Genomic DNA, 17,827 nt, shown 5'->3' on the forward strand with positions numbered 1-17,827 from the left:
CTTCCGATGTACAGGATGTACTAGTGCAGACGTTGCCACAGGACGTGGCGTACTTAGTCTGCGTTCCCCTGTCGCTATTCCTCCAGGAGTCTTCGTATTTTTCCTACGCTAGCATGTAAATTTTATTTAATAGATAGAAAGTATTGTTGTTCAGTGAACAGTGATCGTCCCAGCGAAGGAAATATGTGGAGACTCCTATGGGAGCATAGGCCTAGATGAGACTTCGCAGTGCGTAGCACAAGAAGGCTCAACAGCCGCCCATGGAAAGCGAAACATATTTCCGCAGCGGTATGCAAATTACATCGTCAGTTATGTCGCAGTGTATATCAAATACAACGATAAAATATCTTGGAATATAGTTATATTTTCAAGTAACCAGTTACTCGAAAATTAAACCAAGAAAATCTATAAACTCTGTGATACTACCAAGGTTTATTTACGCTGCAAAAGTTGAGTTACATAACATATTAGAAAACTGGCATAGAGCGATATTGATCTCCACCATTGTAGGCTTAGATATTCTCTATATCTTCACCTAACAACAATTGACAATTCTCTAATCGTTATCCAATTATATTCTTTCTAGAATATGAATATGTACGAATCTTACAAGCTATAGTCTATAATTATAATTTTAAAAGTGATCCACTATCGTTTTTTCCGTTTAAAAAGAGAGTCAAATTAGGAGGATGATTAAAATCGATCAACCCATTTATCAAGGTAGGAAAGCATTTAAAATTGAAGGGGAAATGATTACTTTTACAGAAGATATCATTGCTAACGAGTTTCCTTTAACATTTATGCTTAATGGAAAGGAATTTGCAACCATTGTTTGTACACCGCAAAATATCCGGGAAATGGCTATTGGATTCCTTGCTTCAGAAGGAGTAATTCGCGGAATGGATGATATAAAGCATATTCACGTAGATTCCGCCCGTGGCTTCGCTCATATTGAATTAACAAAGCCTCTACCTCCTTCCGAAGTCGATCATTCGAAGAGATTCATTGGTTCTTGTTGCGGAAAAAGCCGTCAATTTTACTTCAAGAGTGATGTCCAAACAGCTCGAACGATAACGCATTCTCTAACGATTACGGTAAAACAATGTTTACACCTGATGAATCTTTTACAAGAAAATTCCCGACACTTTAAAAAAACTGGTGGGGTCCATAATGCAGCTCTCTGTACAATAGACAAATTGTTAGAAATCCGAACTGATATTGGAAGACATAATGCATTAGACAAAATTTACGGATACATCATTGAACAACGTCAATCTGTAAAAGATAAAGTAATTGTTTTCAGCGGACGAATTTCCTCAGAGGTATTATTGAAAATATCTAAAATGGGGATTGGAATCATTATCTCTACTTCAGCACCAACAAACTTAGCATTGGAATTAGCTGACGACTTAGGAATAACTACTATTGGATTTACTAGAGGTAATAAAATGAATGTCTATACTCATGCTGATCGTGTAAAAGAAACAAATAGTGTTATGAAAAGTGAATAATTTATTTCGATAGACTGCCATCTATTTGTATGGTTGTCTTTTTATTTGCAAAATGAATCAAAAAATCCCTCGGCTTTAGCCTCGGGAATGTTAACCACCAATATAACTCATGTTTATCTTTTTTCGCTTTGCAGCAGTTTGTTCTGTCCGCTCATCTGAGTAACGATCTGTTCGGTTTCCCCAGACAGTTTCTATTGCCTTGAGTAACTCCTCATCCGTTTTATTAGAACGGATTAACTCTTTTAAATCGAATCCTTCAGAAGCAAATAAACATGTGTACAATTTACCATCTGAAGAAAGTCTTGCCCGTGTACAAGTAGAACAGAATGATTCAGATACCGACGTAATAAACCCAACTTCAACTCCGTTATCTCGGTATCGGTAACGCTGTGCAACTTCCCCAAAGTAGTCAGGATCAATAGGTTCTAAATCAAATGAATTACTTAACTGACTATAAATCTCCTTTTTTGAAACTACTTGGTCAAAACTCCAAGCATTGTCATTTCCTACATCCATAAACTCAATAAAACGTAATGTAACTCCCTGCTCCTTAAAGTAGGCGGCCATAGGAAGAATCTCTTGCTCATTTACTCCTTTTTGCACGACCATATTTACTTTCATCTGAAAGCCCATCTCTTTAGCTATCTCAATATTTTTTAAAATGATATCAGGTTTCGTCCCACGACCATTCATTTCGCCGAATATTTCAGGATCCATCGCATCTAAACTGATATTCAATCGACGCAATCCCGAATCATACAATTCTTTTGCATAACGTCCGAGCAAGACACCATTTGTTGTCAAACCTATATCTTCAATTCCTTCAATTTGACACAGTTTTTGTAAAAGCTTCGTCAAATCATTCCTTAATAACGGCTCTCCTCCTGTTATACGTAACTTTTTAACACCTATTTTCGTGAATAATGTTGCAAGACGAGAAATTTCTTCAAAAGTTAATAAGGACTCTTTGGGCAAAAAAACGTAGTCATCACCAAATATTTCTTTTGGCATACAGTACGTACATCGAAAGTTACAACGATCCGTTACGGAAATACGTAAATCCCGAATCGGTCTTCCAAATTTATCTAAAATCCCTTCCATTTTCTCATCTCCTTATCCTCTTGAGGTGTATTTATATTTAAAAATCGTTGAGGAGTTTCTGTCAATCTACTCGCATCGACTTCAACTACTTCAGTCTGTTTTAATACATCAGTTATCCTAAATCGACCGTTCTTTAAAAATGAATAAATGACGTCTTTTACCTCTTTATCCCAGACGGAGACTAGTGGCTGTAAATAATCTCCCGTGTTAATAATGGTAACTTTTTTTGTATGAAATGTTAATAAGTGTTTCATTATTGTTGTAGTCATTAATGGCATATCACAAGGCAGAACAACATAATTCTCTGCATCGATTGCATCCATTCCTGAATAGATACCGGCCAATGGACCGCAACCTGAAAACTCTTCTACATCAACTATAACATGATTATCTTTTGGAAATCGACTTGTGAATTCAGGACGAGTAACAATGACAACTTCATCACATATGGAAAGAAGAATTTGATAGGCTATTTGGTAAAAATTTTGTTCATTCAGCATCGCAAAAGCTTTGGGGGTACCATACCTTCGAGATAGTCCTCCTGCCAACAATATTCCTACAAACGATTTGGAATTGCTCATATTTGTCTCCCTTTATCTTTTTAAAAATAACCCAACTTAAACAAACATGGATACTAACATTCGTTTTTCATCCACTTTAAAAGCCAATCATCTAATTCCTCTGTTTTATCCCGTGACTCTATCTGAGAATAGGTGCATTCCCCGTCCAATCCAACCACTAATACAATACCTTTACTATTCTTTAGTTCCTGCCAATCTTTATTATCTCGAATAAGGACAACTTTCTCACCTAGTTCTTCTTTATATCCTTCAACAAGAACCACATCAGGTTGATTCCAATTTGCCAGTTGTTTTAACTCACTAAATTTAGCCGTCCGATTGATCATATGTTGAGTAAAACCTCCCCCGGCGACGAGAGATACATCTGCCCCGTTCGATAAATATTGCATGGAATCCTTCTCTTCATCGGGCACATCTAATTTCGCTCCATGCCCATGATGTTTGATGACAGAAACGGCGTACTTATTTGCCTTCAGTAGACGTATCCATCTATTAATCAGCGTCGTTTTTCCACTATTTTTAAATCCAATGACATGGAGCATTTTTACAGTTCCCATGTAGGCACTCCCAATTCTTGGCCCAGCAATAAAACATCAACTTCCATTCCCTTTGTATACCCTTCTGAACCACCTGGTAAGGCAATCAAACAGTTTCCTCTCGCGATTGAAGAAACTGCATTCGATTTATTAAAACCGGCGGGAACTACAACTGGAACACCTTTTTCCATTCTCCAAATGGCACGAATAAAACGGGTGAAAGGATTCTTTTTAGAGAAGTCTTCACCTAAAATTGCTGTCATTCTTGGCATGAAAGGGGATGTATTCCCCATCATTTTTAATATAGCTGGTCGAGTAAATAACTCAAATCCGGTAAAACATGCGGAAGGATTACCCGATAATCCAAATAGAAACTTATCCCCAACAACAGCAACTGTCGTGACACTTCCAGGTCTCATCATCACTTTGTCAAATAGAACTTCTGCCCCAATTCGCTTATATATTTCAGGAAGATAATCATAATCACCGACTGAAACTCCGCCTGTCGTAATCACAATATCAGACTTTTTTAGCGCTTTTTCAATTAATTCAGTGCATGAATCTAAGTCATCCTCCATCATTCCGTATGACTTATATGGAATATCCATGCGCTTTAATTGACCTTGTAACATAGGTCCGTTTGAATTCCGAATTTTCCCGGGAACCAACTCATCTCCGACATCTAGCAATTCTGTTCCTGTTGAGACAATACTGACGACAGGATATCTAGCAACATGCACAGATGCATATCCAAATGTAGCTAAAAGTGCAATCGTACCAGGGTGAATGACAGAACCTTTTTCGATTAGCAATTCACCGGTTTTTGCGTCCTCGCCTTGAAAAGAGATATTATCATTTTCTTGAAATGGCTTTGTTATAATAAACCCTTCATTTGTTTCCATTGTGTCTTCCAACATAACAATTGCATCTGCATGCTTAGGCAAAATTGCTCCAGTCATTATACGATATGCTTCATATTCACCAATTGGTTCTTCTCCAACTTGTCCTGCTCCGATTTCACCAATCACTTGAAAAGAAGCTGGCTTGATTTCTGAAGCTTCTGTTGAATCTATGGCACGGATCGCATATCCATCAAATGCCGAACGGTCAAATGGCGGTACATCGTGTTTTGCAACAATTGGCTCGGCTAGCACTCTTCCATATGCATCCTCTAATTTCACCGATTCCGATTTTAATATGTTACATTTCCCCATCACAAGTTGTACCGCTTCCTTAACTGGAATAGGTTTTCTAATCACTTAATCCAACCCCCATATCAACTCTCTTACCTTGAACTATACTATATTTAAACACTAGTTTAAAGGTCTTTCGTTATTCTATAAAGATGCCAAATAACACACTTTGAGCGATAGGGTCGTTTCGCTGGAAAGTTCTATACTAATAGACTGAAATAGTTAGTGAAGCGTGGATGTTATATTTTTATATAATTGTTCTTGTTCTCTCGGTTCTAAAATATCTTCTAACATCGGGAAAATAAACGTCTCTTTCTTAAAAAAATGGGAATTTAAGAGTTCGTATACTTTTCCTACCTCAGTTGCTGCCTCTTTCATTTGTGGCAACGTTATTTTAGTCATATCTTCTTTGTTCACATCAAAAAAACAATTAATATACTGATGAATTTCCTCATGATTTTTTTCTGCTGCTAAAATCATTTCATGGTCATTTCCAATATATTGTGCGAGCAAAGGAAACAAATAGCGTTCCTCTTTATAAAAATGATTGTGTAACGGCTCCATAAATTGTTCTATTTTCGTATGTAATGCTAAAAAAGCTTTAAGTCCTTGTTCCTGATTAAATTTATTCCGTTCAAATTTTAAAACAATCGGCCGCCATTCTTCCATTAAAAACTTGAACAAACGGTGCTCCTTCTCCATCACTTTTAATGCTGGCAAATCAAATATAAATTCGGAATGATTTATCATATTTTCACCTCAGAATAATATATTCAATGTCCGCGACAAGATATCTAGATACATTGACTTATCGCGAACTTCGATTTAAAAAATTTTACGTAATGCAACTATCCATCTATTCATTTATTTAGCTGAACTATTCTTATCGATTTTAAGGAATTATTCTGAAATTATACCTTTCTCTATTAAAAACTCTCTTGCGACATCTTCTGGATTTTCATCCTTTATATCAACACGTGCGTTCATCTTGACCATTTCCTGTTCGCTAATTTGTCCCGCCAATTTATTAATTGCTTCCTCTAATTCCGGCATTTCTTGAAGTTTTTCTTGTCTGATAATCGGAACTGCTTCATATTTCGGGAAAAATTTCAAATCATCCTCTGTTGTTGCTAAATCGAAAAGTTCTAAACGACTATCTGTTGTAAAACCAGGTATCAGATCCACTTCGCCATTTTTAACTGCGTCATACATAATATTTGGATCCAGGCTTTTTGTATCTGAAAAATCAAAATCATATTCTTTTACTAAATCGTCGTACCCCTCTCCTACTCGTTCATAAAAAGCATGAGGAGCCCCAAAAATCATCTCATTATTCTGTGAATACGCTGCCAGTTCAGAAATATTTTCTGCTGTAATATCACTATCTTTTGAATAGGCTAATGTGTATGTATTTTCAAAACCTAAAGGTTCTAACCAGGTAACTTGAAATGCTTCTTCATAGCCTTTTTTCACTCGTTCATATACACTTTCTGCACTTTCGCCCGGTTCTGTATCTTCCTTTAACACATCCATTAAACCTGTTCCAGTATATTCGACATATACATCAATTTCTCCTTTTTCGATAGCTGGAGTTAAAATAGCTACCTCCCCAAGACTTTCTTTATATGTAACCTTATAATTTGTATGCTCTTCGATTACTATGCCTAAAATATATGGCAAAATAAATTGCTCTGTCCATGGTTTACCACTAATTATGACTTCTTCTTTACTGCTACATGCAGTTAATAACAAGATTAATCCTGCAAAAGTAATGAATATCCTTTTCATATAATCTTCTCCTCTCATACTTTTAATCCCTTAGGTGTTACCCTTTTCTCAACTATCTTTAATATCACATCAAACAAAATTGCCAGAATTGCAACAGGTAACGCACCCGCTAACACGAGCGAATTATTATATGTTTGCAAACCTCGATAGATCACATCACCAAGTCCACCTGCACCGACAAAAGTTGCCAAAGTTGCTATTCCGACTGTAAGTACAGTCGCCGTTCGAATTCCAGCCATAATAAACGGTAAGGCTAATGGTAATTCAATTTTTACCAAAATTTGATTCTCTGTCATTCCCATTCCTTTACCTGCCTCAATAATTGAACCATCTACACTCGTTAATCCTGTATATGTATTTCGTAAAATTGGTAAGAGTGCATAAATAATTAATGCGATTAACGCCGTCTTAGAACCAATCCCTATTAATGGAACAAGAAAACCAAATAGTGCAAGACTCGGGATTGTCTGAAATACAGCAGTGATCCCGATGATTGATTCTGCATATTTTCGATATCGGGCAATAAACATACCTAATGGCAGCGCAATAAGTACGCCAATTAATAGTGAGACAAATGATAAATAGATATGTTGAAATAGCGCCTCAATAATTAAATCTGAGCGATCTGCGATTGTCGTTATAAATTTATTCATCTGTTCCACTCCAATTTACCGCCGCTTGTAAGAGATGGTCATATCCAAGATAGCCAAGTACTTCTCCTTTTTCCTTCACTTCCAATAATATTTGCGGTTTATTTTTCAGTATATGGACCGCCTGTTTTACAGATATCGAACTCTGAACAGGCTCTACTTCTCGATCAACTGTCGTGTCGAAGAGTGATTTTAACTCTTTTAATCGTCTATCACCAAAAACTTTTTTCCCATTAATCCGTTTCATTCCGATAAACTCTCTTACAAAATCATTCACTTGATACGACAAAATTTCCGACGGAGTTGCCATCTGTTCAATTTGACCATCACGCATAATAATAATGTTATCGGCAATATCCAAAGCTTCGTCCATATCATGAGTAACAAAAACGATTGTTTTTTTAATTTTTTTCTGCAAATGATGTAATTCTATTTGTAATTGCTCTCTACTTATCGGATCCAAAGCAGAAAAAGGCTCATCCATCAAGATAATCTCGGGATTGCTCGCAAGCGCCCGACAGACGCCAACTCTTTGCTGTTGACCACCAGATAATTCTAGTGGATAACGGTTTTTATAAATTTCAGGATCTAATTCTACCATTTCTAGTAATTCATTGACGCGGTCACTCGTTTCAGACTTTTTCCAACCTACTAAATTAGGAACAAGAGCAATATTTTCTTCAATTGTTAGATGAGGCAAGAGACCAATCTTCTGGATAACGTATCCAATTGATCTTCTTAAGTCAACCGGATCTTTTGATAATATGGGGTGTTCGTCAATATATACTTCCCCACTTGTAGGTGTTTCTAACCGGTTAATCATTTTCATTAATGTCGTTTTTCCACATCCCGAAGGACCGATTATAACGGTTAATTCGTTTCTCGGTATTGTTATCGTAATATCCTTTAAAGCTTCGGTTCCATCTGCAAAACGCTTTGTTACTTTCTTAAAAGAAATAATGATCACTCACACCTTTTTCCATTTGGTTACAGTTGATTCTAACAGAAAGTGAACGTTGATAAAACTGTTAGGATAACAATAATTTATTTCAAAACTTCCCCTTGGCATCAGATTCATTTTGCCAATTACTTGTACAAATAGAAACGATCAATTACATTAGACTTAACAAAGAGAATACGTATAGCGGAGGTGCAGTCGTGATTATTCGTAAATGCAAAGAAGCATTTGTTTTTATCGAGCAACATGATCATGCTAGAGTCTCAGGGGATCTTTTCACTTACTTAGCAGATCATCTTATGGTTGATTCTAAATGGAGAAAAGAGGTTGAATTTGCAATATATCAACATGATTGTGGATGGATTCCGTTTGACCAGAATCCTTTCTGGGACGATGCAAAAAATGAACCTTTTTCGTTTTCAAGTTTTCCAAGATCTACAAAAACAGTCTTATATGAGTATGGGATTAATAAAGTAGAAAAGGAATCAAAATATGCCGCCCTATTATGTAGCAAACACTATTCCTCATTTTTGGATAAACACCCAAATGAACTGGTAAAACAATTTGTTACAAACGAAAAAACTCGTCAATCCAGATTAAAAGAAGAAATTCCACTTTTTGATGAAGATTTATTTGCCAAGCACTCCAAGTTATTAACATTTTTTGATGATCTATCTCTCTATCTTTGCCTTAATGAGCCGGGGGTAAAAAAGGAGAAAGAACATCATTTCTTTACAGATGGCATCCAAACTCCCTCTTATTTTGGAATGGATTCTTTAGCCGTTGAATGGTTATCAAATAATCAATTGACTGTATCAGACAATATTTTTAAACATAATTTTACAATTGAATTAAAACAAAAAGTAATTCCAAAATCATCTATATTACAGATGGGATTAAACGAGGCATATATTACAGCTAAGGAAGAGAAAATAAATATAACTATTAAAAAAAGCGCCTAATACTTCAGTAAAAAATACCTCATTATCGCAAGACCGTTTTCCTAGCATGGACTGGTCAACTATCCCGTCGTTATCCGTAAAGTTATCAGCGCCGTTATATTTGGTCAAGCGCCGATAAATCATTTGTCTCGCCGTTAAAATTTCACCACCGCCGATAAATGAATTTGTCCCGCCGTTAAACTTACACAACCGCCGTTATCCAAATGTAAATCACTAAATAAACTACTTTTCATGCCCCTACTTTAGAATTTCCGTAGTCAATAGGGTAACGAACAGATTCCAGAGGTTTAGAAGAAGTTTCTTAACGTTGGTTTTATTCGACTTGCTGAATGTAATCCTGCTTAGGCGTCTATTGCATTAAGGTACAAAGTCGCGCCACTTTGCAAAAAACAAAATAACTCCAGTTATCTCTGGAGTTATCTAAGCTTTTGTTGTAAAGTTTTCATGGCTTCATTCAATTCTGTCATCATGACATCTAGCGCTTCTTTTTTAGGCAAATCTTTATTTAAGTGAATTGGCTTCCCAAAAATAATTTTAGGTCTTTGCCAATTAAATAATTCTTTAAAATTATTCGGGCCAACATACGCAGCAGGTACGATTGGAGCTTTTGCATAACTCGCAATGGTAACCGCTCCTCTTTTTAAAGGAACGTCTTCACTAGTTCTCGTTCCACTTGGGAAGATTCCTACAATTTTCCCTTCTTTAATTAATCTCATTGGCGTTTTAATCGAACTTGGACCAGGATTTTCCCGATCTACTGGGAAAGCATTTAAATTTTCCATCAACCACTTTAGAAAAGTTGATTCAAATAACTCTTTTTTTGCCATATAGTTGATTTTGGTCGGTAAAATAGAAACGCCAAGCCATAATATATCAACCCATCCAGTATGAGTACAAGCAATTACATACCCATCCTTGGGCAAGTTTTCTTTTTGATATACTTTTAAAAAGCCGAATAGGCTTAAGAATATTTTTAACAAATATCCAGCTAGATAATAAACCATTTTGTTCCCCTCTTTATAAATCTATTTTACATTTATACTTTACCATAAGCACAAAATATGTCGAGGGGAAATAGTTAATTCTTCAGTTTGTGAGTTATTTTTTTATAATCGTAAAAGTAGAACGTAATACGCCCCAGTTTTGTGGAAACGGGTTGCCTAATACCCAATAACTGATTCCACGAATTCCATACGCCTTTACTGTATCATATTTTACTTGAACACTTCGCGCATCTTCAAACCAGACCTCATGCGCTTGTCCTTGCTGATCTGTATAACGGAAATATGGGGACTGATATGTTTCATTGTAGAAAATCTCAGCACCATATCGCGCAGCAAGTTGCACCGCTTCTAAAGGACTAACTTGTCGAGCAAATGTGCCTTGAATAAAAGGTATTTTCCAGTCCCTTCCATACAGTGGGACTCCCATCATAATTTTATTTCTCGGGATTTCTGTTACAGCATAATCAAGTACTTCCTTCACTTTATTAATTGGGGCAATTGCTAATGGACTCCCACCTGCCCATCCCCATTCATACGTCATAAGTATAACAAAGTCGACGATTTCTCCATGTGCTTTGTAATCATGTGCTTCATACAGAGTACCTCGTTGTTCTCTACTTATTTTTGGTGCGAGCGCGGTAGATACACTATAATTTGGATGTAATTTCTCCACTACTCTTCGTAAAAAAGCATTGTAATTTTCACGGTCCTGAGGATATATATACTCAAAGTCAATATTTAATCCCTCGTATCCTTTTGCCTTCATTTCATTCAATATATTATCAATTAATTTTTCTTGAACATCTGGATTTCGCAAAATAGACGCTGCCAACTCGGAGTTAAAACCATCGCGAAAATTAGTCAGTACGAATAAAGGTGATGTATTAGTTAGCCGGGCCGCTTCTAGCACCAATTCATCTTGCAACGGAGTAAAACTCCCATCTTCTCTCACTTGATATGAGAAAGGAGATAAATACGTAAAATAACTCCCCAGTGCTAAAATTTCATTTCTACCCTGAATGTTGAATGAGGTCGTATATGCATTTACTTCTGTAGACAGTTGTTCGTTATTAGGTATTTTAATTTCTTGTCCTGGATAAATAATTGCATTGTTTTGTAATCCATTCAAGCGATTCAATTTACTTACCGATATTCCATACCTTTCTGATAATGAAAATATGGTATCTCCTGATTTGATACGATAATAAAAATAGGGCATCCGTAACATTTGACCTACAAATATAAAGTTTGGATCAGTAATATTGTTCGTTTCCGATAACTCTCTCACTGATACACGATAGTTATTAGCGATTTCTGTTATTGTATCTCCTGGTTCAACTATATATTCAGTACTTCGTATTGGGATAACAAGGGCCTGACCAACGACTAAATTGCTTTGAGCTCCTAACTGGTTGGCGAAGTAAATTTGAGTCAACGTTGTGTCATACATTGTGGCTAATTGCCAAATCGTGTTTCCTTTTTGAACAACATGGATTCTCATTAAATCCCCCCTCCATCTTAAACAGCTATAACAAGTTTATTCAGTATTCATACCAATTATTAAAACTGATATTTATTTTCTAAAAGAAAATAATAATAACGGAGGTGAATTTAATGAAAATGCCTACAATTCATGTACTGGACGATGGCCCTTACCAAGTTAAAGGCTCTTTTAATTTAGTTGATGCTGAAGGAAACTCATTTGAGGTAGACAAAGATGTATCCCTATGCCGTTGTGGGTACTCGGACAACAAACCTTTCTGTGATAGGACTCATGAAGAAATTGACTTTAAAAGTGCGCCACGCGTCGAAGATGTATTCGTAGAAGTATAACAAATTTAGAGGTGTTTAATGCACCTCTATTTATATATCGTTTCCCACATTTCTGGTACAGTTACAAATTCATATCCATTCTTTTTTAGAAATGTCAATAATTCATCTAGCGCTTCTTCAGTCCCTGGCACATTACCTGCTGAGTGCATTAATACAATTGAGCCTGCATGTAAGTTATTTAATACGTTAGCTTTGATTTCTTCCTTAGACAAACCTCTCCAATCCTCTGAATCGATCGACCAACCAATACCAAGATATCCCTCTTCTTTTAGCTTTTTAACCATATTTTCTGTAATTGCACCATATGGCGCTCGAAATAAATTTGTTTCTAGTTCTATAACTGATCTAATTGCTTTTTCAGTCTTATTTATTTCCCACATCATATTAGCCGCTCCAGTTTTAGTAAGCTGAGGGTGCCAATATGTATGATTTCCTATAACATGTCCTTCGTTGTGAATTCTTTTTGCGATTTGAGGATATTTATCAACGCGAACACCCATTAAAAAAAAGGTAGCTCTCACTTGATGTTTTTTTAACACATCAAGAATACTAGGTGTATAAATAGTATCGGGGCCATCATCAAATGTAAAAGCAATCACTTTCTGATTCGTTTCTAATTTATAAAGCATGGTGTCCGGATATTTCGTTTGTAATGGATAATAAGATGAGGCTGCGTAAGTTATTGATGAGAAGTGAAAAATTAACCAAATAAAAAAACAGGTTTGAATTACTATTTTTTTCATTTTTAATCTTACCTTTTATTATAGATTATTTATATCTTAGTTTGAGTTCTTTTAACTCGACTATTCATTTAAAAATAATGAAATATATTTTTTAGGGGAATAAAAAAAGTAGAGGTAGATTTACATCTTCCCTCTACATATCGTTAAATATGATCTTCAATAACGTTTACCAATTGTTCGCAGTATTTTTCACATGCTTCTTCTGTTTCTGCTTCAACCATAACACGGATTAATGACTCGGTCCCGGAAGGACGTACTAACACTCTTCCACTTTCTCCTAATTCAACTGTAACTCGTTCTATTTCAGCCAAAACATTAGGATCAACAAGTGCCTGTTCTTTATTACTAACTCTGACATTTTTTAATAGTTGTGGGTAGACTTTCATTTCTGCAGCAAGTTCAGATAGTGGTTTTCCAGTCTCTTTCATAATATCTATTAATTGAATCGCAGTTAACATTCCATCACCACTTGTACTGTGATTTAGGAAAATTACGTGTCCAGACTGTTCGCCACCAAAATTATATTCGCCTTCAAGCATTTTTTCTAATACATAACGATCACCGACATTTGCAGTTACTACATTTATATCTTGCTTTTCTAAAGCTTTGTGAAAACCCAAATTACTCATCACTGTAGCTACTACAGTGTCTTTATGTAATTGATTACGTCTTTTTAAATGAGTAGCACAAATATACATCACTTGATCACCGTCAACTAGATTTCCATTTTCGTCTATTGCGATTAGGCGATCTCCATCCCCATCAAAAGCAAGCCCGATATCTAATCCCTTTTCCTTCACCATCGCTTGCAAATTTTCCGGATGGTTTGAACCAAATCCATCATTAATATTCGTTCCGTTCGGATTATTTCCAATTGTATAAATTTCAGCATCTAAATCTGCAAACAAATGTGCAGCTAAACTGGATGTCGCTCCATGTGCACAGTCTAATCCAATATGCAGATCAGTAAAATCATTGTCTACAGTTTCCTGCAAATAAGACAGATATTTTTGAGAACCTTCGAAATAATTACTAACGACACCAATATCTTTTCCAACAGGGCGCGGCAAATTATCTTCATTATCCATCAATCGTTCTATTTCTTCTTCTTGTTCATCCGTTAGCTTAAAACCATTTGGACCAAAGATTTTAATTCCATTGTCCTCGAAAGAGTTATGAGAAGCTGAAATCATTATTCCCATTTGAGCATTTGTTACTTTTGTTAAGTAAGCAACTCCTGGAGTTGAAATAACGCCTAAGCGCATAATTTCAGCACCAATTGATATAAGACCTGCAACAAGAGCTCCTTCGAACATCGGTCCAGATATCCTTGTATCTTGCCCAATTAATACTTTTGGTTTTTTGTCTTCTTTGGTAAAAATATATCCAGCAATTCTTCCTAACTTAAATGCTAATTCAGGTGTTAAGCTCTTATTCGCTACTCCTCGCACACCATCCGTACCAAAATATTTACCCAACCTTTACCTCTCCTTTTCCTGTTTTTATACAGGAGTTAATCAAACAAATCCGTGATTTAAAAACTCTTACTCCACTTTTACCGTAACATTTTTAAATTCTGGTTCTAAGGTTACATTATCCGGTCCATTCACTACAAGTTCTATTTTATGCTCACCTTCATCTAAAGCACCTATATCGATAATAGCTTTAATATCTTCTTTTTTAAGTGCTCCTATATCAGTGTCACTTCCACGAGCAATAATATTTACTAAGGGTTCTTTTGGCTTTGTTATTGTTAGATTACCCGAATTATCTCCTTCTTGTTCAATCGGTATATCTTCAAATAATTTCGTCTCACTCAACAAGATATTGACTTCTACCATGTCGTCATTTGCAATAATACCTTCAGGAAAATCAAGGTCGATTTCGTACATATCCGATTTTTCAATTTTTGAAAGGTCGATTTCTTTTGTCGTTATTTCCTTTATTTGACTTAAAATTTCCCGTTTACCGAAAACTTCAATCTCTTGCTCTGCCTCTAATTTTTCCAGTTTCAATCCTTCTGGGAGTTCCCCTTTCGTCTTAATCGTTAAAGGAACTGTTTTACTTGGACGTTCTACAGGCACAGAAACTGTAACACTCGCCGGTTCCACACGAACATTTAAATCATTGCCTTGAATATCGTATACACTAATCGGCACTTCACGATTACGGATCGATTCTTTTAAATCTGTAACATCGACAAAAACTTTAACCATTGCAATTTGTTCAATAACACTTTCTGAACTTATAATTGTTACAGTTCCAGGAGAAATCTCTGGTTCACCAAGTTCATAGCCGATTGGCAAACTATCTGTATTTACTAAATCAACACTTACATTAAATTCTTTTGCTGCACGCTTTTCAATATTAACATCAATCGTTTTCGGTTCGATATAGGCTGTTAACTCCTCAGGAATGTTTTCGTATTCAATCTCTACGGTGTGCTCTCCTTCTCCTAAATCACGTAAATCGACAAAGACTGAAAAGTTTCGCTGTCTGACAATCGGTGTTAAAACACTTGTTTTCCCTTCAAGTGAAACTTTTACATGCTCAGGAACCCCACTTACAACATACTGATCCGCATCAATTCGGATATCTAATGGGACATCTTCTAATACTTGCACCTCATTCGAGATACCTGGAATCACTCTTGATTCATTTTGTGCCGTATCAGTTTCAACTGTTACAAACAAATATAAAGTAACAGCAAAAACTAATGAAATAACCCGTATAAACCACTTACTTTGAAATAACTTATCCATCTTTTCTTCCCCTCCAGTTGAGCGGATTTACATCAGGGGTTTTGATTGATTGTGTTAAGTTTTTCAACAATATTTCAGAGAGTCTCTTCTCATCGATGTCTCTGAATAACTCACCATTTTTAGTGCATGAAATTGCACCAGTTTCTTCTGAAACGACTATAGTTAGAGCATCTGTAACTTCACTAATCCCTAATGCTGCTCGATGTCGCGTCCCTAACTCTCTAGAAATAGACGCACTTTCTGAAAGAGGTAAATAGCAAGCAGCTGCTATTATTTTATTATGTTGTATGATGACAGCTCCATCATGTAACGGGGTATTTGGTGTAAAAATATTCGTTAACAATTGATTTGTTAACTCACCGTTAATAGGAATACCTGTTTCAGCGTATTCTCCTACACCAGTTTCAAGCTCAATTGTAATTAACGCTCCAATTCTTCTTTTAGCCATATATAGACAGGACGTGACAATAGACTTGCTAATATGGTCAATTACCTCTTCTTCGGAGCGAGTACCTCTTGAAAATAGACTTCCTCTCCCCAATTGTTCAAGAGCTCTTCTTAATTCTGGTTGGAACAAAATAATAATTACAAGAAAACCCCATAATATAGCTTGGTTTGTAATCCATTGAATCGTTTGAAGATTGAACAATATACTCAACAACCAAACGATAATGACTACCACAATTCCTTTTAGTAATTGAATTGCTTTTGTCCCACGAATAATCATTATTAATTTATATAAAACATACCAGACGATTGCAATGTCAACACCAATTCTGATTATGTTTACGAGATCAAAGTCCCCACCAAGCACACCGACACTTCCTTTTATCAAAAAAAGTATATGATTCGAAACATATTATACCATATTACTAAATGGTAATGTTATATACAAGACATTTTCAAGCCGAACGATTTAATACGTTCTTACATGTTAGTATGTCCCTTTTCAAATAAAAAGAGCCTTGGATACGACAATAATTTTATTCTCTAGCCAAGACCCATCACAAGTTAGAAAAGCTTAAAAAAGTAAACCATTTTACGTAGACTTCGAATCTAGGAAATAAGGAAACAAAAAACATCTTATCGTTACCAAAAACGGAGAATAAGGAACAAATAGCTTCTTATCTTTACTTTCGAGTCTGTAAATTATTTTCCACCCACTAAAAGAAAAATCCGAACTGATTCAAAATATTTCTATTGAATCATTGTTCGGATTTTGATTGCCAATACAAAATGCTTTTATCCTAGCTGCATAATACCTTAAATTAATTTTTCACCAAGTAATGAACCGGCTAAAGCAACTGTAAGAATTGCTGTTTTATTTTTATCATCCAACATTGGATTTACTTCAACGAACTCAGCTGAAGTAATAATATCTGCTTCGGCTAACATTTCCATTGCAAGATGACTTTCCCTATACGTGGCCCCGCCAATAACCGGCGTTCCCACACCTGGAGCTTCTGAAGGATTGATCCCATCTAAATCAAAACTTAAATGAACACCATCCGTCCGCCCCTTTAAATAATCAATTGTTTCCTTCATCACTTGAGGCATTCCTAAACGATCAATCTCATGCATCGTATAAACTTTAATTTTTAATCGACGAATGAGTTCTTTTTCTCCTTCATCCAAGTCCCGAACTCCAATCATGACGATGTTTTCGGGTTTAACTTTTGGTTCATCATCCATAATCGATGTCAGTTTTTCATGACCTAAACCTAAGCTAACGGCTAAAGGCATTCCATGGATATTTCCAGAAGGAGACGTTTCTGGAGTATTAAGATCACCATGAGCATCATACCATATAACACCAAGATTGTTATAGTGACGGGAGACCCCTGCTAAACTACCAACTGCAATACTATGGTCGCCCCCTAATACAAGTGGGAAATGATCCTCTTTCACTTGTTCATCAACTACTTCAGCTAGTTTACTATTTGCCTCAACTACTTCAGACAAATTTCGTAATTTGTCTTCCCTTTCTGGTTCGTTCCGATCAGGTCGGGAAATATCTATATTGCCTAAATCATGGACTCGATAATTTAATTTTTCTAATCTTTCAACTATACCGGCATACCTAATTGCACTAGGACCCATATCTACTCCCCGTCTCATTTGTCCTAGATCCATCGGCACTCCGATAATAGATATATCTTTTTTCATCCCACTTGCCTCCCTTGACTAGATATATTTATTCTAGCG

18 protein-coding genes are annotated in these 17,827 nt (G+C 35.9%); 3 read left to right on the top strand and 15 right to left on the bottom strand.

All coding sequences use genetic code 11. The features are described from left to right. Positions 1 to 689 precede the first annotated feature (689 nt). Complete coding sequence (fdhD, locus tag SPD48_RS15085; protein WP_442962163.1) at positions 690 to 1,511, top strand: formate dehydrogenase accessory sulfurtransferase FdhD; 822 nt, start codon at positions 690 to 692, stop codon at positions 1,509 to 1,511. A gap of 90 nt (positions 1,512 to 1,601) precedes the next feature. Here fdhD and moaA read toward each other — a convergent pair whose 3' ends face one another. The 8 genes from moaA to SPD48_RS15125 all read right to left on the bottom strand — a co-directional run bounded on the left by moaA (position 1,602) and on the right by SPD48_RS15125 (position 8,321). Next, the gene (gene moaA / locus SPD48_RS15090; RefSeq protein WP_336258962.1) at positions 1,602 to 2,612 is read right to left on the bottom strand and encodes a GTP 3',8-cyclase MoaA; all 1,011 of its coding nucleotides are present in this window, start codon (positions 2,610 to 2,612) and stop codon (positions 1,602 to 1,604) included. Further along, positions 2,597 to 3,193 (bottom strand): molybdenum cofactor guanylyltransferase, encoded by a 597-nt coding sequence (locus SPD48_RS15095; RefSeq protein WP_336258963.1) that lies wholly within the window; start codon positions 3,191 to 3,193, stop codon positions 2,597 to 2,599. The genes moaA and SPD48_RS15095 overlap by 16 nt, the downstream gene beginning before the upstream one ends. Before the next feature lie 53 nt (positions 3,194 to 3,246). After that, entirely contained in the window at positions 3,247 to 3,750 is a 504-nt protein-coding gene (gene mobB / locus SPD48_RS15100) for a molybdopterin-guanine dinucleotide biosynthesis protein B (RefSeq protein ID WP_336258964.1), read from the bottom strand. Further along, positions 3,738 to 4,988, bottom strand: a complete 1,251-nt coding sequence (locus tag SPD48_RS15105) for a molybdopterin molybdotransferase MoeA (protein WP_336258965.1) — start codon at positions 4,986 to 4,988, stop codon at positions 3,738 to 3,740. Before SPD48_RS15105 ends, mobB begins: the two co-directional genes overlap by 13 nt. A 156-nt stretch (positions 4,989 to 5,144) precedes the next feature. Then, entirely contained in the window at positions 5,145 to 5,672 is a 528-nt protein-coding gene (locus SPD48_RS15110) for a hemerythrin domain-containing protein (RefSeq protein ID WP_336258966.1), read from the bottom strand. Positions 5,673 to 5,822: 150 nt separating this feature from the next. Continuing rightward, positions 5,823 to 6,710 (bottom strand): glycine betaine ABC transporter substrate-binding protein, encoded by an 888-nt coding sequence (locus tag SPD48_RS15115; RefSeq protein ID WP_336258967.1) that lies wholly within the window; start codon positions 6,708 to 6,710, stop codon positions 5,823 to 5,825. A gap of 14 nt (positions 6,711 to 6,724) precedes the next feature. Further along, positions 6,725 to 7,363 (bottom strand): ABC transporter permease, encoded by a 639-nt coding sequence (locus tag SPD48_RS15120; protein ID WP_336258968.1) that lies wholly within the window; start codon positions 7,361 to 7,363, stop codon positions 6,725 to 6,727. Then, a complete protein-coding gene (locus tag SPD48_RS15125; RefSeq protein ID WP_336259040.1) occupies positions 7,356 to 8,321 on the bottom strand; it encodes an ABC transporter ATP-binding protein in 966 nt (321 codons plus the stop codon). Before SPD48_RS15125 ends, SPD48_RS15120 begins: the two co-directional genes overlap by 8 nt. Positions 8,322 to 8,518: 197 nt before the next feature. Here SPD48_RS15125 and SPD48_RS15130 point away from each other — a divergent pair, with 197 nt between their 5' ends. Further along, positions 8,519 to 9,280 (top strand): DUF3891 family protein, encoded by a 762-nt coding sequence (locus SPD48_RS15130; RefSeq protein ID WP_336258969.1) that lies wholly within the window; start codon positions 8,519 to 8,521, stop codon positions 9,278 to 9,280. A gap of 416 nt (positions 9,281 to 9,696) precedes the next feature. Here SPD48_RS15130 and SPD48_RS15135 read toward each other — a convergent pair whose 3' ends face one another. Together SPD48_RS15135 and SPD48_RS15140 are read right to left on the bottom strand one after the other, a co-directional pair. Next, positions 9,697 to 10,284, bottom strand: a complete 588-nt coding sequence (locus SPD48_RS15135; RefSeq protein ID WP_336258970.1) for a lysophospholipid acyltransferase family protein — start codon at positions 10,282 to 10,284, stop codon at positions 9,697 to 9,699. A 94-nt stretch (positions 10,285 to 10,378) separates the two neighbouring features. Beyond that, complete coding sequence (locus tag SPD48_RS15140; RefSeq protein ID WP_336258971.1) at positions 10,379 to 11,785, bottom strand: LysM peptidoglycan-binding domain-containing protein; 1,407 nt, start codon at positions 11,783 to 11,785, stop codon at positions 10,379 to 10,381. A gap of 113 nt (positions 11,786 to 11,898) precedes the next feature. On the opposite strand from SPD48_RS15140, the gene SPD48_RS15145 reads away from it, so the two are divergent. After that, complete coding sequence (locus SPD48_RS15145) at positions 11,899 to 12,117, top strand: CDGSH iron-sulfur domain-containing protein (protein WP_336258972.1); 219 nt, start codon at positions 11,899 to 11,901, stop codon at positions 12,115 to 12,117. A gap of 26 nt (positions 12,118 to 12,143) precedes the next feature. Here SPD48_RS15145 and SPD48_RS15150 read toward each other — a convergent pair whose 3' ends face one another. The 5 genes from SPD48_RS15150 to rocF form a co-directional block, all read right to left on the bottom strand. Then, entirely contained in the window at positions 12,144 to 12,860 is a 717-nt protein-coding gene (locus tag SPD48_RS15150; RefSeq protein WP_336258973.1) for a polysaccharide deacetylase family protein, read from the bottom strand. Positions 12,861 to 13,003: 143 nt separating this feature from the next. Next, positions 13,004 to 14,338 carry a phosphoglucosamine mutase gene (gene glmM / locus SPD48_RS15155; protein ID WP_336258974.1) on the bottom strand — a complete coding sequence of 445 codons (1,335 nt, stop codon included), beginning with the start codon at positions 14,336 to 14,338 and terminating at the stop codon, positions 13,004 to 13,006. Positions 14,339 to 14,404: 66 nt separating this feature from the next. Next, positions 14,405 to 15,622, bottom strand: a complete 1,218-nt coding sequence (locus tag SPD48_RS15160) for a CdaR family protein (RefSeq protein ID WP_336258975.1) — start codon at positions 15,620 to 15,622, stop codon at positions 14,405 to 14,407. Beyond that, positions 15,615 to 16,436: a diadenylate cyclase CdaA gene (gene cdaA / locus SPD48_RS15165; protein WP_336258976.1), complete on the bottom strand. Its 822-nt coding sequence runs from the start codon at positions 16,434 to 16,436 to the stop codon at positions 15,615 to 15,617. The genes SPD48_RS15160 and cdaA overlap by 8 nt, the downstream gene beginning before the upstream one ends. Positions 16,437 to 16,885: 449 nt before the next feature. Beyond that, positions 16,886 to 17,788 carry an arginase gene (gene rocF, locus SPD48_RS15170; RefSeq protein WP_336258977.1) on the bottom strand — a complete coding sequence of 301 codons (903 nt, stop codon included), beginning with the start codon at positions 17,786 to 17,788 and terminating at the stop codon, positions 16,886 to 16,888. Positions 17,789 to 17,827 lie beyond the last annotated feature (39 nt).

Source organism: Pseudogracilibacillus sp. SE30717A (genome assembly GCF_037071985.1).
GTDB lineage: Bacteria > Bacillota > Bacilli > Bacillales > Amphibacillaceae > Pseudogracilibacillus.

What these genes read in the sequence shown, in the direction of transcription:
- SPD48_RS15115 (WP_336258967.1), bottom strand. Translation starts at nt 6,710, where the DNA reads ATGAAAAGGATATTCATTACTTTTGCAGGATTAATCTTGTTATTAACT.
- SPD48_RS15110 (WP_336258966.1), bottom strand. Translation starts at nt 5,672, where the DNA reads ATGATAAATCATTCCGAATTTATATTTGATTTGCCAGCATTAAAAGTG.
- SPD48_RS15120 (WP_336258968.1), bottom strand. Translation starts at nt 7,363, where the DNA reads ATGAATAAATTTATAACGACAATCGCAGATCGCTCAGATTTAATTATT.
- rocF (WP_336258977.1), bottom strand. Translation starts at nt 17,788, where the DNA reads ATGAAAAAAGATATATCTATTATCGGAGTGCCGATGGATCTAGGACAA.
- SPD48_RS15150 (WP_336258973.1), bottom strand. Translation starts at nt 12,860, where the DNA reads ATGAAAAAAATAGTAATTCAAACCTGTTTTTTTATTTGGTTAATTTTT.
- SPD48_RS15145 (WP_336258972.1), top strand. Translation starts at nt 11,899, where the DNA reads ATGAAAATGCCTACAATTCATGTACTGGACGATGGCCCTTACCAAGTT.
- mobB (WP_336258964.1), bottom strand. Translation starts at nt 3,750, where the DNA reads ATGGGAACTGTAAAAATGCTCCATGTCATTGGATTTAAAAATAGTGGA.
- SPD48_RS15135 (WP_336258970.1), bottom strand. Translation starts at nt 10,284, where the DNA reads ATGGTTTATTATCTAGCTGGATATTTGTTAAAAATATTCTTAAGCCTA.
- moaA (WP_336258962.1), bottom strand. Translation starts at nt 2,612, where the DNA reads ATGGAAGGGATTTTAGATAAATTTGGAAGACCGATTCGGGATTTACGT.
- SPD48_RS15160 (WP_336258975.1), bottom strand. Translation starts at nt 15,622, where the DNA reads ATGGATAAGTTATTTCAAAGTAAGTGGTTTATACGGGTTATTTCATTA.
- SPD48_RS15140 (WP_336258971.1), bottom strand. Translation starts at nt 11,785, where the DNA reads ATGAGAATCCATGTTGTTCAAAAAGGAAACACGATTTGGCAATTAGCC.
- fdhD (WP_442962163.1), top strand. Translation starts at nt 690, where the DNA reads ATGATTAAAATCGATCAACCCATTTATCAAGGTAGGAAAGCATTTAAA.
- SPD48_RS15095 (WP_336258963.1), bottom strand. Translation starts at nt 3,193, where the DNA reads ATGAGCAATTCCAAATCGTTTGTAGGAATATTGTTGGCAGGAGGACTA.